Raw genomic sequence first — 12,974 nt, forward strand, 5'->3', positions numbered from 1 at the left:
CAACATTCGATTTCTTTGATCATTCCTTTGGGTAAGCGGGAGACATGGACGAGGATCGGTTCTTCCCTTGTTCCATCATGGATGCCCATCGATAAGGCAATGGTTCCATTTTCGTACACTTTGAACCCATCTTTCGCCCATTTCGTGTTGAAGAATTTCTTTTGTTTGTATGGGTAGCGAGCATGATGAAGTCCTTTTTGAATGGCGGCGTGTGCCGATTGTCGTGCGAAGAGATACTTGTGGCAAACGGCTTGAATCGACTGGCTGTGAAGATGAAAGCGGCCTTTTGTTTGCTTTTGCAGCTCGCTTTTCGAGATGCTGCGCTGCGGCCGTATTGTAAGGAAGTATTCTTTCGCGAGCCGAAGACACTCATTCCAAACGCGGGCTGACTCCCGGTTGCAGGTCAACAGCCGCTCGAGATCCCTTTTCGATGCACGAAAGGAGATTTTTTGACCGCGAAGCATCGAGATTCCTCCCTTTCCTTCCAGCTTGTCTAAGACGATTATAGCACATATGTTCTATTTTAAAAAGCCCAACACCCGATTCATCCCCCACCTACACGTCGCTTAGAGGTGGGAGACTTCTCGGTGAATGTGTTAAATATGCAGTTCCCACTTTTCCTCTATTAGCTCTTTGTTAGACAATATTTGTCTTCTCGTTTCATTTAAGCGAAAACCATTCTTTTCATACAACATTCTTGCGGACTTCAACTCGCTATTTGTCCAAAGGATGATCGTTTCGTAGCCTTTTTCCTTGCAGAAATCGATGGCTCTTTGCAGCAATTGCTGTCCGTAACCACCACCTCTAACGCCTGGCTCAACAAGAAACAATCCGAGCTGCGCAACTTGGTCGCTTACTTTTTTGATGCTGATCGAACCTTTTGGTTTTCCCTTCACCTCTAAAATCCAAATGTTTTCTTTACTGTCAGACCAGTTAATAAACAGACAGCAGCAACATTCTCTTGAAATATCTATTCCGTAAACGGATCACACAATGCAAACTTTATCCAATTCATCCTCCCAATCACTGCTTTGGACCCTCTTTTTTAAGTACCGTTTTCACTTGTTCCTATCCTTTAAGTTCAAACCAGAGCGGCTCGTGTCAACTACATCTCGAATCCCAGAACTCTATAGAGATACTAAACAATTAAGCTAACGACGCGATTAACTATATAAATGATTAACTTTTTCAACATAACAATGATTCTTCAATGTACAAAAACGGTATTGCGTCAGTTTGGTATCACCTAGGTTCCATGTCGAAAAAATGAACCTCCCCCACCTACACTTCGCTTAGAGGTGGGAGACTTCTCGGTTGATATGTTAAATCAGTTTTGTATAGTCTGTTCTATCAATTTTAAAAATTATGTAAAAACAGGTATCTGTCTTCTAACGTTTGTCCATCCGCAAACATTTTTAGAGAATATACTGCACAGTAAGAACGCAAGAAAGGAGGGAACAAAATGAGAAGAAGAAACCAAAACGAAAACACCAATGTGAACGTCGACGTTACTACTGATTTAGAAAATGACGTGCGAAATCGCTCTGAAGCAGACGCAGATGCAGATGTACGCAATACCGATCGAAATACAAATATTGCTCGTGCAACTGTAACCAATTCCGGAAACGCTAGAGTGGACATTCGATTAAACAGCAGAAGCAATGCCCGCACGACATCTGCTCAAGACCAAGATAATGATCAAAATCAAAACACGGATGTTGATGTAGATCTTTAAACGCTAATGTAGCTTGAATTAGTAAAACAAATGGGGGTAGGGTATCAAAATCCTACCCTTAAATTAGGGGAGGTGAAAATAAAATATGGAAGAGAAAAAAGGAAAAAAGGAAAAAAAACGATATACCCTCCATAGTTGGGAATCTGCTCTAAAAAATAGAAGTGAAGAGCGAGTAAACAGCCAAAATGTTTCTGATTCCCGTGCTCTTGATGAAAATCAAATCAAAATAAAGAATGGAAGTATTAGTTCCATTGGTCAAAGCGGGAACTCAGATGTCGATATTCACTTAAACGTACATGTGGACACAACTGCGATCGCGTTTGCAATTTTATGCTCATTACTTGCAACTAAACAGATGAATATTGGGGAATTTAATGAGGCAGTTAGGAAACTTGAACATCTTATTAAGAGAAGAGATTCTTTTATTATACATTCCCAATGATATTTCTAAACGTACACTCATTGCATGTGATTTTGTTTCTATTAAAAAACATATTAGTTCCATCCCAGTAAGAAAGCTTGAAGTTAATAAATGGGGATATAACTATTCAACATAAAACCCAACAACGTGAAACAAGTGAATGGGGAGCATACACTATGTTAAATGAGCGTTTACGTAAAATCCCCTCCAAAACTAGGAGGGGATTTTCATGTTACTTCACATCGTACCCTTGCTCTTCAATCGCCTCTTTCAGTTGTTCGACGCTTACTTTTGTTTCGTCATAATCGACATCGACTGTGCCTTCTTGTAAATGTACTTCGACATGTTTAACTCCTTCTAGTTCCGTTAAAGCGTTCGTTACAGCCATTTTGCAGTGCCCGCATGTCATTCCTTGCACATTTAATGTAATGGTCATCATTTATTCCTCCTTTGTTTTCTTCGTGATTATATTTTCACGCGTTTCAAACGAAGCGCGTTCGTTACAACGGAAACAGAGCTGAATGCCATCGCAGCACCGGCAACCCAAGGTTCCAATAGTCCCATAGCGGCAACTGGTATGCCAATAATATTATAAAATAGTGCCCAGAACAGGTTTTGCCGAATGTTTTTCATTGTTCGCCGGCTCAGCTCAATCGCTTTCGGAATGTGCGCCAAATCGCCACCGACGAGTGTCACATCGGCCGTTTCGATCGCAACATCCGCCCCTGTGCCAATCGCCATGCCAATATCCGCCTTCGCGAGAGCGGGAGCGTCGTTAATGCCATCGCCAACCATTGCTACTCGTTTTCCCTGTTTTTGCAGTTCCTCCACGATATTTGCTTTGTCTTCCGGAAGCACTTCGGCATAGATACGATCTATATGCACTTGTTTCGCAATAGCTTCTGCCGTACGCTGATTGTCTCCTGTCACCATATACACGTCGATTCCCATTTGTTTTAATGTTTGAATCGCTTCTTTAGAGCTTGCTTTGACGGTATCGGCCACAGCGATGATGCCGACCAATTGTCCCTCAACGGCCACAAGCATCGCCGTTTTCCCTTGTTTTTCAAGCGATACCATTTGATCTTCATGCATGTCAATGTGAATCAAACGTTCCTTCATTAGTTTTCTTGTTCCGACAAGAACGGTTTTGCCGTCGATCGTCGCTTCGATGCCATGCCCCGTAATGGCTGAAAAATACTCTATCGGTTTCAGAGAAATTCCTTGCTTTTTCCCATATTCCACAATCGCATGAGCCAATGGATGCTCTGATGCACTTTCAGCCGAAACCGCATAACTTAACATCCCTTCTTGGAACTCTAACACATCGGTCACTTCCGGCTTTCCTTTTGTTACCGTTCCGGTTTTATCGAGCAGAACAGCATTGATTTTATACGTCCCCTCTAGATATTCACCCCCTTTAAAAAGAATTCCTTTTTCCGCCCCTTTACCCGTACCGACCATAATCGATGTCGGCGTCGCAAGTCCAAGCGCACAAGGACACGCAATGACAAGAACAGCAATGGCCACCTCGAGCGCCTTTGGCAAATCGCCCGGTGCGACAAAGAAATACCATGCAATAAATGCAACGCAGGCAATTCCTACGACAATCGGAACAAAAATGCTGGAAATGACATCAGCCATCCGTTGAATCGGTGCTTTCGATCCTTGCGCTTCTTCGACAATTTTAATAATATTAGCAAGCGCCGTATCTTTCCCCACTTTTTCTGCCCGAACGGTCAGCACCCCATTTTGATTCATCGTAGCTCCGATGACGGAATCCCCTTCTTTCTTATCTACTGGAATCGATTCACCCGTAATCATCGATTCATCTACTGTGGAAGCTCCAGCAATGACAATACCGTCTACCGGTATTTTTTCACCTGGTTTGACAACAACCGTATCACCGATTGCCACTTCCTCAAGTGCAACCCTTACTTCTTGCCCATTGCGAATAACAAGCGCTTCTTTGGCCTGCAGGCTCAACAGCTTGGAAATCGCTTCAGTTGTCCGCCCTTTTGCCAGCGATTCAAAGTATTTGCCGACAAGGACAAGCGTAATAAGTACGGCGCTTGTTTCGAAATACAATCTCGGCATATAGTCCGGATTTCCTAAAGCTTTGAACGCTTCATACAAGCTATAAAAGTAGGCCGCTGACGTTCCAAGCGACACTAACACGTCCATGTTCGCACTTTTGTTCCTTAGCGCCCGATATGCTCCGACATAAAAAGGACCGCCAATATAAAACTGGACAGGTGTTGCTAATAGAAGTTGAAACCAAGGATTCATTAAAATGTGCGGCATTGGTAAACCTATACGAAACGGCATATGGGCCACCATCGTATAAAGCAAAGGAAGCGATAAAATGATGGAAATAGCCAATCGCCGTTGTTTTTGTTTCAGACCCGCTTCCCTTCGACGCGACTGATCATCTCCTTCGTTGCGAATGTGTCCCTTGTACCCAAGTTTGTTGATTTTCTGTAAGATGTCTTCGATATGCACAAGACCTTCGTTGTATTCGACAACAGCGCTGTTCGTCGCTAAGTTGACAACGGCACTCGCCACACCTTCCACGCGGTTTAACCCTTTTTCAATCCTTGTCGCACAGGCGGCACACGTCATCCCTTCAATATCAAGCGTCACTTTTTCCGTTGCCACACCGTAACCTAACTTTTCAATTTTCTCTTGAATACTGCTGATGTTTTGTTTCGCTGGATCGTATTGGATCGTCGCTTTTTCCATCGCTAAATTGACGCTCGCTTCCACTCCGTCCATTTTGTTTAATACTTTCTCAATCCGGTTAGAACAAGCCGCGCACGTCATCCCTGTCACCTTTAGCGTCACCAATTTTTGTTCGCTCATAAAGCTTTTCTCTCCTTTACTTCGAGAACTGTTTAATGACATCCATCAGCTCACGAATCGATTCTTCTCCATTTCCTTCACGGATCGCCTTGGCGAAACAATGATTGACATGGCGTTCTAGCAAGTTCAATCCGACTTTATTTAGAGCGGCTTGGATCGCAGAAATTTGCACTAAAATATCAATGCAATACCGGTTATCTTCAACCATCTTCTGCACGCCGCGCACTTGTCCTTCAATTCGCCTTAAGCGTTTGATGAGACTTTCAATCTCCTCTTCCGTTCTTGGAACCATTTTTGCATTTACATTATTATCTTCACAGTGGTTCACTGGTATCACTCCTCTTAATCGTTCTAATTACATTATACCGGTAATGGGTATGTAAATGCAAATCGAACAAACTCAAAATACGATCCAGGGGTATCTTACTTTTAAGAAACCCAATAAAAACTTTTTCACATGAGTAGGCTGAGGCAACGTCCACATCTTTTTGAGAAAGTTTGATAACGCAAATCTTGTGTACTCCTGTTCATCATGTCTGATTATTTTTGACCTTTTGCCAAACAAAAGCCAATAAAAAAATAGACAACATGCTCATAACAGCTTTTCCTTGCCACGTCCAGTTCATCACTTGATAGACCGAATATGCCTCTAAAAGCAATGCCGGCACTTTTCCGAGCGAACTAGCAACCAGAAAGATTAGCCAAGACGTTTGACCGATGGCGGCCACAAACGTCACCACTCCCGACGGCACAAACGGAAGGAGCCGCAGCGATAAAATGAGGAAAAACGCTTCTCTCCCTTTTGCCTCAAGCAGCTTTCTTCCTTTCGGATAGGAACACAGCTTCGCGTCGGCCGCTTTCTGAAAACCTTTCCGATATATCCAAAAGGAAACAAGCGCGCCCACTGCCTCGCCAAGAAAAGAGACAAATGTGCCTTTCCAAAAGCCGAATGCCGCTAAATTGGCGGCCGTTAGAAAAACGCTCGGGACAACCCCTAAAACGCTAATAACAATATTGAGCAAGATACTAATGAGGAATGCGCTGTTTTCATATGTTTCAAATAGTGAAACGAGTTGCTCTTTCATTCTTTCGTTCCCCCATACGTTCATCTTCTGCAATCTTTGTTGCATCGAGCTTTGACCTTGAAAACAAGCTTCTTTCACGATATCGGATAGAACCATCCTTAGTTGCTTCGATTTCAGTTACAAAAAGCAATATCCAATTAATGGTTTTTATGCTAAAGTAGAAGTATAACACCACAAGACAATTGAGATCAGTCATCCCATTTTCCCAACGGACACTCCACAAAATTACGGGTTTAAAAAGCTTCATTTCCATTTTAGCGCAAAAATCCTTTACACGTCCGATGCACAGCGTAGGCAAAAAGTCATCATTTTTCAAACATTGGGGGTACAAAATGAGACTCATATTGTATTGGGGCGTCATCGTCCTTTCATTCGGCATATCGTTGTCGGTCGGTCTTTTGCAACTGAAAAGAAAGCAACAACTTTTCCGCTCCTTTTTCTTGGCGTTTTTCGTCAACACGGCAATTTTGGCAGGTGGGGGCATTTGGTGGTTTTTCACCGAGACGGACGGGCTCAGCCAAGGCCTTGGGGTGCTGTATTATGGTGCCGCAGCAGCCATCATTGCGGTTGTCGACTTGATTGTGTTATCCGCCCTTAGAAAAACATCCACCTAAACTTCAAGCTCTTTTCATGACATTAGTTTACAAAACTTTATATTTCTTTATAGACAGCTTTTCATTTTTACTTGGAGTTCCGACCCCTAAAGCAATGGCGGCTCCGACACAGCTAAGTAAGCAGCCTGCCACCAAATAAATGGATGGATTGGATTCACCAATTACCACTGAAGCAATCCCGCCAACGGCCGGAAACAATGCCACCATATATCCGCTTTTTGCTGCACCCTTTTTCTCTACAAGTTTTAAATAAAACAACCAAGCCATAAACGAAGCGATGAAAGCCAAATATAGCAAAGCAGCCAAATAAGTAGCGGTTGTTGGCAGTATTAATTTTTGACCTTGAAATAGAACAATCCCCCCCATTAATACACTGCCAGCCGTAAAACCGATCGCATTCGCATAGATAGGATTAACTTTGAGTTTAGCATTTCTTGCCGAACTCGCATCACCGATCGCTGTAAGAATCGTACCTAAAAAGGCGAGCGCCATTCCTTTTAAATAGTTCTGTGCTTGAAAATGATGTAAGGTCGGGTAAAGGACGACACATACGCCTAATATCCCCAGCATTCCTCCAAGAAAAATCCGCACATGCAGCTTTTCTTTTAAAAAAATACGAAGAGCGATTGGAGTTAATATCACTTTTAATGAAAAGATTAATGTAACCATAGCGGCAGAACTCAAAATGGTGGCGTAATAAAGACATAAATAACTTAATGCAAAGTTACATATACCAAACACGATAATAAATAGAATATCTTTTCTTCGAGGTCTTCCTTTTGGGTTAACAAACAAAACAAGAATTAAAAATAAAAAAGCCGCTATCACTAAACGATATGTCAATGATAGCTCTAAACTGACTGGTGTCCCTTGAATTTTTACGGCAATAAAATTAAGTCCCCATACTATTAAGCAAAATATATACATAAAATACGTCATGTCGCTCCCCCTCCCTGTTTCGTTTTCCTTTGTTTATAATCCCCATAATCCCCCTCTTCAGTCACAACGACTTTTCCTCACTCCTGAATAAATAACACATTTCTTACCAAAAATAAATACTTCCTTTTCTTTCGTAAAACCGATCTTCTCCGCGACACGAATTGATGGTATATTATTCGGGTCAATAATGCTGATAAGCTTATTTAAGCCAAGTTGACCAAATCCATACTCTCGGCACGCTTTTGCCGCCTCGGTTGCGAGCCCTCTTGACCAATATCGTTTATCGATGTGATATCCAATTTCTACTTCTAGCCGGCTATTGACTTGTTGGTTCACAAGCCCGCAATCGCCAATTACCTCGTTCGTTTCTTTCAAACAAACCGCCCATAACCCGTAGCCGTCACTCTGATACCTTTCTTGATTTCGGCGAATCCACTCTCGTGTTTGTTCAATGGTAAAAGGCGCCGGATAAAATTTCATCGTTTCCTCGTCGGAAAAAATGCTATGTAGGCTTGAAAGATCGTCATCCTTAAACGGTCGCAATCTTAGTCGCGATGTTTCGAGTATAAACATGTTTAATTATCCTCCTCTTATCTCCATTTTATAACAATTAATCTCCTTTATTAAACACATAAAATACAGAAGATTAAAAAAGTGAAGCAGAGGTCTTTATCTACAAAACCCGCAACAACCGCACGATTTTTCTGTTTTTTTGTCACATTATGCGCTTTCCGAGGAAATAGGAAATTTTCTACTCTCTCTGTCTACGAGGCTGTTTAGGTATTCTCGACTTCCCTTGCAAAAAATAAAGATTATAGATTACTTTTATGAGCGAGACATATATAATGATGTATGAAGAAGCAAGCATCCGCTCCAAGTAATGGAGCCGGCTCTGCGCGTTGGACTTCTTCATCGTTGGTGGGCAACGATCTTGCTTTCTAGGGTTCGAATCCCTAATAACGCATCTCTGTCCTAAAGAGCAACGCGCAAACCGATGGCCTTGCGGGTTCAGACCTCCGCCATTGGATTGCTGCTCTTTAGGGCGGACACATCATGAAAGGGGGACGCCTCGTGATTCAAAGTATATTCGCTATCATCGGTCTCATTGCCATATTAGTTTTCATCGTATCACTTCTGCGAAAAATATTTGTGAAAACTACCATTTACGAGTATGAGCGGGGGTTAAAATACTATAAAGGGAAATTTCAAGAAGTGCTTCAACCTGGACAATATTGGAGCAACAGCTTGACCACTTCGATCGAGGTGATCGACATCCGGCCGGCTGTACTCACGATTGCATCTCAAGAAGTGGCGACACAAGACAATATTTCGGTAAAAATCAGCCTCGTGTCCAGCTATGAAGTTGTGGACCCTTATGCGGCTACGATTAAAGTTCATAACTATTATGAGAACTTATATTTGACATTGCAGCTTTCTCTCCGGCAAATAGTCGGTTCGATAAAGCTGGATGAGCTTTTGGAAAAAAGAACGGCCATCGGCGAGCAGTTACTAGAATTGAGCCGCTCCAAGGTAGCTGAACTCGGCTTACAGCTTCATTCTGTCACTGTCAAGGATCTCGTCCTTCCGTCTGACCTAAAAAAAGCTTATATGCAAGTAATCAAGTCACAAAAAGAAGGGCTGGCTGTGCTGGAGAAAGCCAGAGGCGAAACCGCGGCATTGCGAAATCTTGCCAACGCCGCCAAAATGATAGAAAACAATCCAATGCTTCTGCAGCTTCGATTGCTACAGACTGTTGGCGAATCTTCAGGCAATACAGTCGTCATGAGCGCTCCGAATGTTCCGTTTCTTGTCAACGGGAAAAAAGAAAAAACGATGACGGACCAAAACGAATAAGCGAATGACATAGCACTTCAAAAACAGTCGCCATCCTGTTTCGGTGATGGCGATTGTCATTGAATTTTAGTAATATGCGTCGCTTGCCCCCAAACTTCCACAAAAAACGATTCGTTCGATGCCATGAGCAATTCTTCCATAAATGGCAGGCGCGGCGCATAAATAAAACTCCCGCCCACTTTGAGCGATGTCAATATTTCCATATACTTCTGAGCGTACGTCGTAAAATCTCCATCCACTCTTAAGTGATGGTGCATAAAGTGGTTCGAAAACGCCATATGGGAAATAATCGTACCCCACGTATCTGGCTCTAACACACACTCCAGCCAATTCACATTGAACAAATAGCCCCCTTCTTCCACATTGCGGTCGGCCCCGTACGCCTCATATCCATTCTCCCTAAGGAAATGAACGAGATGGGCTTGTGAACCGCATCCTAAATCTAAAATGGGCTGCTCGATGCTTTCAAGGTCGATATGCAACAATTCGATTTGAAACTCTGGACTGTATTCCGCGCATTTCACCTCAAACAAATAAGGTGCGTCCATATATTTTTTGAATATTTCCGTCCCGTTCGACGCGAATAAAAATGACCGCAAGTTTCGGTAATGGGAACGAAACAATTCGCGAATGTCACGATCGGAAATGTCCTGTTTTCTTGCTAGCAAACTCATCCGGTCAAATAAATCGTCATAAATATGTTCCAGCTCGCGGCAATCCTCGAAGCGAAAATTTAAATATTGATTCACATCGGTAAACAATTTAACGGTTTTGTCGGCAGCGTATTGGAGTAACCGCTCATACGTACCGTTTTTCTTTGCCTCTTGAATGAACATCGCAATCTCTCCAGCCCGATGCTTTAAAAGCTTCGCCGTTTCCGGGGAAGGCGACAATATAGGCTCTCCTTGCATCGACTCGTAAAAAAGGCTTTTATTCCGATTATGAAGCAGTTGCTGATCGATCGCATTTTGAAAATCAGAAAAAGTAAACATGTTTTTTCCTCCTATGTCAAACTAACACAATTCTCAAACTACATTAGTCTATCTTGATCAGTATTGCTAACTTTCATTCTTCTCTCTACTACTTTTCTAGTTGGAACTATGCGATTTGAGAATGCCTGTCTCACAAAAAAAGCAATACGTGCCGAGTATCTTCTATGTATTCACTAAAACATTGTTGATCACTAATGTTTCCTCCTTCTTAGACCCCTTAATTATTTGTGACACTCTCCTAATTTATATACTTTTGCTCAAGGTACTCGCGGTATCGAGTAAAATAAATAAAGCATTGAAAGATCAAAGCTTTCAATGCCTTCAACAGAGAATGCGACTAAGGAACAAATTCATTGGAAAATGATCATGATGATCGAAATAAATAAAACCACCAACGCCATTCCCGCGGCAACGAACCACGCCCGATAGTTGCGATTCGTTGTTTTTCGAAAGTGTCCCGCTAAAACACCCGCCACAAAAACAAACCAATGCCAAGGAAGGTACAACATTAACAACATCCCTAACGCGTAATCGTTTGGGTCGTTGAACATCGGTATTTTCAGTATACCAATGAGAGGAATACATAAAAGAAACACAGCTATATTTATAAGCGGAACATAAAGCATAAAAATCCATTTTCCCGTTTCGCTTTTGTGTACAAGGTTCATTGTAATCCAAAAATGAAGGGCGCTTGTCAACAAGAGACTAACTATAAAAACAATGCCCAATAAATCCCCATAATCATTTGATGAATAGCGGGATCCATTGTCCACATATACCCACACGTAGTAGAAACATAACGATACAAATAAAAATCCTGCAGAAATAAAAGCAATGTAAAACGTCCGGACAAAATTCATGGGACACCTCTTCTGCTTCTTCTTGTTGCTGTATGTACTTTATTTATACTATAAACTTCCTGGTCGCAAAAGACGATATTTTGTGCTAATCCAACATCTTCAATAACCTCTCTTACTACCTCAGCAACCGGAAATCCCATGTACTTACAAACTGTTCCTAAGATGCGGCCAATCATACATGCAGAAACATAAAACCGCACAAACTAGATATCGGAGGTGTTGTCCATGGAAAAAAATGCTTTTAAAAGCGATGTGAAAGAATGTGAACTGCCTACAGAAAGAAAGACACAATTTCAGTCGAATTCAAGCGATGATAAAGAAATGCAAGGAGATTATTACGATTTATACGAGGATGACCGCCTCTAAACACTGTGCTCCATTTTTCATGATAGCCGCCTTTCAAAAAAGGCGGCTTTGTTTATCCTTTATCAGCACGGCGCATAATTAGGATTGCCATGTCGCTTGCAGCCAAACAAATAGCAGTCGCTCTCGATAATCGGTTCATACTTCCATACAGGTTGTTCCCCCTCCATGATTCGCTCCACCAAATTCTCCAATACAGCGATGTCTTCTTTTAGTTCATTGATATACTCTTCTTTTCTTCCATATTCCCATTCTCCGTCATCAGCGAGGGTCGCTTTCATTTCATCTAATTTATGATGAATGATAGATTGGGCGATTTCCTTCATTTCATCGCAACGGTCCAACTGCTTGAGCGCAAAAAAATAGGGCGCTATATCGTCTATTGTATAATAAAGCAACTGGAGTTTGTCGTAAATGGCGCGAAGAGAAACATAATCCCCCATGATATAATAAATATGGGCGACTTCAACCTCTACACCTTCCTCCACTTCTTCATTCATATCCAATAGGCGTTTTGCGAGTTGCCGGGCCTCCTCGCGTCTTCCTAGTTGAGCTAAAGTGACACCATAATTCAACAACGGATACAAGCTTAAGTCCGCTTCCTTTCTTTCCAAGTTCGACAAACTAAAATGCTCCGCTGCTTTTTCTAAAAAGCCTGTTTTATAATAACAAACTCCTAAGTTGTTCAAGTTTTGCCAAGTTGGTTGAATGGCGACCGCCGTTTGCAGCACTTTTTTAGCTTCGCGATAACGGCCGCTGGCTGCATAAATTTCACCTAATAAACTGTATGGAATGTGCGATGACGGACGATATTGAATCGCTTTTTGCAGAAGTCTAATCGCTTCTTTTTCTTTCTTCCGCCATACGCCTTCTCCTAACGACTCCCCTTCATAATAATAAAAATACGCCAAATTATTGAGTGATTGTATATGAGGTTGAATGGCAGCCGCTTTTTCAAGTTGGAAAAACGCACCCGCAAAATCGTTGATTTCCATTAATGCAATCGCAAGTTCGTTTCGTAAGCAAGCATTGTCAGGCTCGTTCTGAAGTTGTTTCTGTAATCGTTTAACTAGTTCGTTAAAGTTAGTCACTCGCATTTCTCCCCATTTGCATATTTCTAAAAATGTCAAGCCTATCTCTAGATTATTGCCACATAAAACAACAAGTTCAGCTATGTGCCGAACTTGTTGTTTTCATTTAGATACTTGTTAGCAACATCATTGTTTCAGCCATATAATCCAAAACGACA

General features: G+C 42.0%; 15 protein-coding genes and 1 pseudogene. 5 read left to right on the forward strand and 11 right to left on the reverse strand.

Going from position 1 to position 12,974, the window contains the following annotated elements; genetic code table 11:
• Together N667_RS0111565 and N667_RS18635 are read right to left on the reverse strand one after the other, a co-directional pair.
• A pseudogene (locus N667_RS0111565) lies at positions 1-464 on the reverse strand (RNA-guided endonuclease TnpB family protein); the annotation flags it as partial.
• 132 nt (positions 465-596) lie between these two features.
• Positions 597-974, reverse strand: coding sequence for a GNAT family N-acetyltransferase (locus N667_RS18635; protein ID WP_084279156.1), 378 nt, complete (start codon positions 972-974; stop codon positions 597-599).
• Between the two features lie 488 nt (positions 975-1,462).
• Here N667_RS18635 and N667_RS0111575 point away from each other — a divergent pair, with 488 nt between their 5' ends.
• The gene (locus N667_RS0111575) at positions 1,463-1,735 is read left to right on the forward strand and encodes a hypothetical protein (RefSeq protein ID WP_035098817.1); all 273 of its coding nucleotides are present in this window, start codon (positions 1,463-1,465) and stop codon (positions 1,733-1,735) included.
• Positions 1,736-1,820: 85 nt separating this feature from the next.
• Entirely contained in the window at positions 1,821-2,177 is a 357-nt protein-coding gene (locus N667_RS20200; protein WP_051530039.1) for a hypothetical protein, read from the forward strand.
• Between the two features lie 211 nt (positions 2,178-2,388).
• Here the strand turns inward: N667_RS20200 and copZ are convergent, their stop codons facing one another.
• From copZ to N667_RS0111600, 4 genes are all read right to left on the reverse strand, one after another.
• Entirely contained in the window at positions 2,389-2,592 is a 204-nt protein-coding gene (gene copZ, locus N667_RS0111585; RefSeq protein ID WP_027409728.1) for a copper chaperone CopZ, read from the reverse strand.
• A gap of 29 nt (positions 2,593-2,621) precedes the next feature.
• Positions 2,622-5,018: a heavy metal translocating P-type ATPase gene (locus N667_RS0111590; protein WP_027409729.1), complete on the reverse strand. Its 2,397-nt coding sequence runs from the start codon at positions 5,016-5,018 to the stop codon at positions 2,622-2,624.
• Positions 5,019-5,034: 16 nt separating this feature from the next.
• Positions 5,035-5,346, reverse strand: coding sequence for a metal-sensing transcriptional repressor (locus tag N667_RS0111595; protein WP_027409730.1), 312 nt, complete (start codon positions 5,344-5,346; stop codon positions 5,035-5,037).
• A gap of 202 nt (positions 5,347-5,548) precedes the next feature.
• Positions 5,549-6,103 carry a TVP38/TMEM64 family protein gene (locus N667_RS0111600; RefSeq protein WP_027409731.1) on the reverse strand — a complete coding sequence of 185 codons (555 nt, stop codon included), beginning with the start codon at positions 6,101-6,103 and terminating at the stop codon, positions 5,549-5,551.
• A 332-nt stretch (positions 6,104-6,435) separates the two neighbouring features.
• On the opposite strand from N667_RS0111600, the gene N667_RS0111610 reads away from it, so the two are divergent.
• Positions 6,436-6,717, forward strand: a complete 282-nt coding sequence (locus tag N667_RS0111610) for a hypothetical protein (RefSeq protein WP_027409733.1) — start codon at positions 6,436-6,438, stop codon at positions 6,715-6,717.
• Between the two features lie 27 nt (positions 6,718-6,744).
• Here N667_RS0111610 and N667_RS0111615 read toward each other — a convergent pair whose 3' ends face one another.
• A complete protein-coding gene (locus tag N667_RS0111615; protein WP_027409734.1) occupies positions 6,745-7,656 on the reverse strand; it encodes a DMT family transporter in 912 nt (303 codons plus the stop codon).
• Between the two features lie 57 nt (positions 7,657-7,713).
• Positions 7,714-8,229, reverse strand: a complete 516-nt coding sequence (locus N667_RS0111620; protein WP_027409735.1) for a GNAT family N-acetyltransferase — start codon at positions 8,227-8,229, stop codon at positions 7,714-7,716.
• A gap of 498 nt (positions 8,230-8,727) precedes the next feature.
• Between N667_RS0111620 and N667_RS18640 the strand changes: the two genes are divergently transcribed.
• On the forward strand, positions 8,728-9,510 hold the full coding sequence (locus N667_RS18640) for a slipin family protein (protein WP_051530040.1): 783 nt from the start codon (positions 8,728-8,730) through the stop codon (positions 9,508-9,510).
• A gap of 56 nt (positions 9,511-9,566) precedes the next feature.
• On the opposite strand, the gene N667_RS0111630 is transcribed toward N667_RS18640, so the two are convergent.
• Positions 9,567-10,502 (reverse strand): class I SAM-dependent methyltransferase, encoded by a 936-nt coding sequence (locus N667_RS0111630; RefSeq protein WP_027409736.1) that lies wholly within the window; start codon positions 10,500-10,502, stop codon positions 9,567-9,569.
• 350 nt (positions 10,503-10,852) lie between these two features.
• Complete coding sequence (locus N667_RS0111635; protein WP_027409737.1) at positions 10,853-11,362, reverse strand: hypothetical protein; 510 nt, start codon at positions 11,360-11,362, stop codon at positions 10,853-10,855.
• Positions 11,363-11,587: 225 nt separating this feature from the next.
• On the opposite strand from N667_RS0111635, the gene N667_RS19810 reads away from it, so the two are divergent.
• Positions 11,588-11,728 (forward strand): hypothetical protein, encoded by a 141-nt coding sequence (locus N667_RS19810; protein WP_156936123.1) that lies wholly within the window; start codon positions 11,588-11,590, stop codon positions 11,726-11,728.
• A 62-nt stretch (positions 11,729-11,790) separates the two neighbouring features.
• Here N667_RS19810 and N667_RS0111645 read toward each other — a convergent pair whose 3' ends face one another.
• Positions 11,791-12,816, reverse strand: a complete 1,026-nt coding sequence (locus N667_RS0111645; protein WP_027409738.1) for a tetratricopeptide repeat protein — start codon at positions 12,814-12,816, stop codon at positions 11,791-11,793.
• Positions 12,817-12,974: the final 158 nt, after the last annotated feature.

The organism is Anoxybacillus tepidamans PS2 (assembly GCF_000620165.1).
In the GTDB taxonomy this organism is placed as follows: domain Bacteria; phylum Bacillota; class Bacilli; order Bacillales; family Anoxybacillaceae; genus Anoxybacteroides; species Anoxybacteroides tepidamans_A.

Excerpts from the sequence above, each read along its gene's own strand:
- N667_RS20200 (WP_051530039.1), top strand. The coding sequence starts at position 1,821 with ATGGAAGAGAAAAAAGGAAAAAAGGAAAAAAAACGATATACCCTCCAT.
- N667_RS0111620 (WP_027409735.1), bottom strand. The coding sequence starts at position 8,229 with ATGTTTATACTCGAAACATCGCGACTAAGATTGCGACCGTTTAAGGAT.
- N667_RS19810 (WP_156936123.1), top strand. The coding sequence starts at position 11,588 with ATGGAAAAAAATGCTTTTAAAAGCGATGTGAAAGAATGTGAACTGCCT.
- N667_RS0111590 (WP_027409729.1), bottom strand. The coding sequence starts at position 5,018 with ATGAGCGAACAAAAATTGGTGACGCTAAAGGTGACAGGGATGACGTGC.
- N667_RS0111600 (WP_027409731.1), bottom strand. The coding sequence starts at position 6,103 with ATGAAAGAGCAACTCGTTTCACTATTTGAAACATATGAAAACAGCGCA.
- N667_RS0111635 (WP_027409737.1), bottom strand. The coding sequence starts at position 11,362 with ATGAATTTTGTCCGGACGTTTTACATTGCTTTTATTTCTGCAGGATTT.
- N667_RS0111630 (WP_027409736.1), bottom strand. The coding sequence starts at position 10,502 with ATGTTTACTTTTTCTGATTTTCAAAATGCGATCGATCAGCAACTGCTT.
- N667_RS0111610 (WP_027409733.1), top strand. The coding sequence starts at position 6,436 with ATGAGACTCATATTGTATTGGGGCGTCATCGTCCTTTCATTCGGCATA.
- N667_RS0111575 (WP_035098817.1), top strand. The coding sequence starts at position 1,463 with ATGAGAAGAAGAAACCAAAACGAAAACACCAATGTGAACGTCGACGTT.
- copZ (WP_027409728.1), bottom strand. The coding sequence starts at position 2,592 with ATGACCATTACATTAAATGTGCAAGGAATGACATGCGGGCACTGCAAA.
- N667_RS0111615 (WP_027409734.1), bottom strand. The coding sequence starts at position 7,656 with ATGACGTATTTTATGTATATATTTTGCTTAATAGTATGGGGACTTAAT.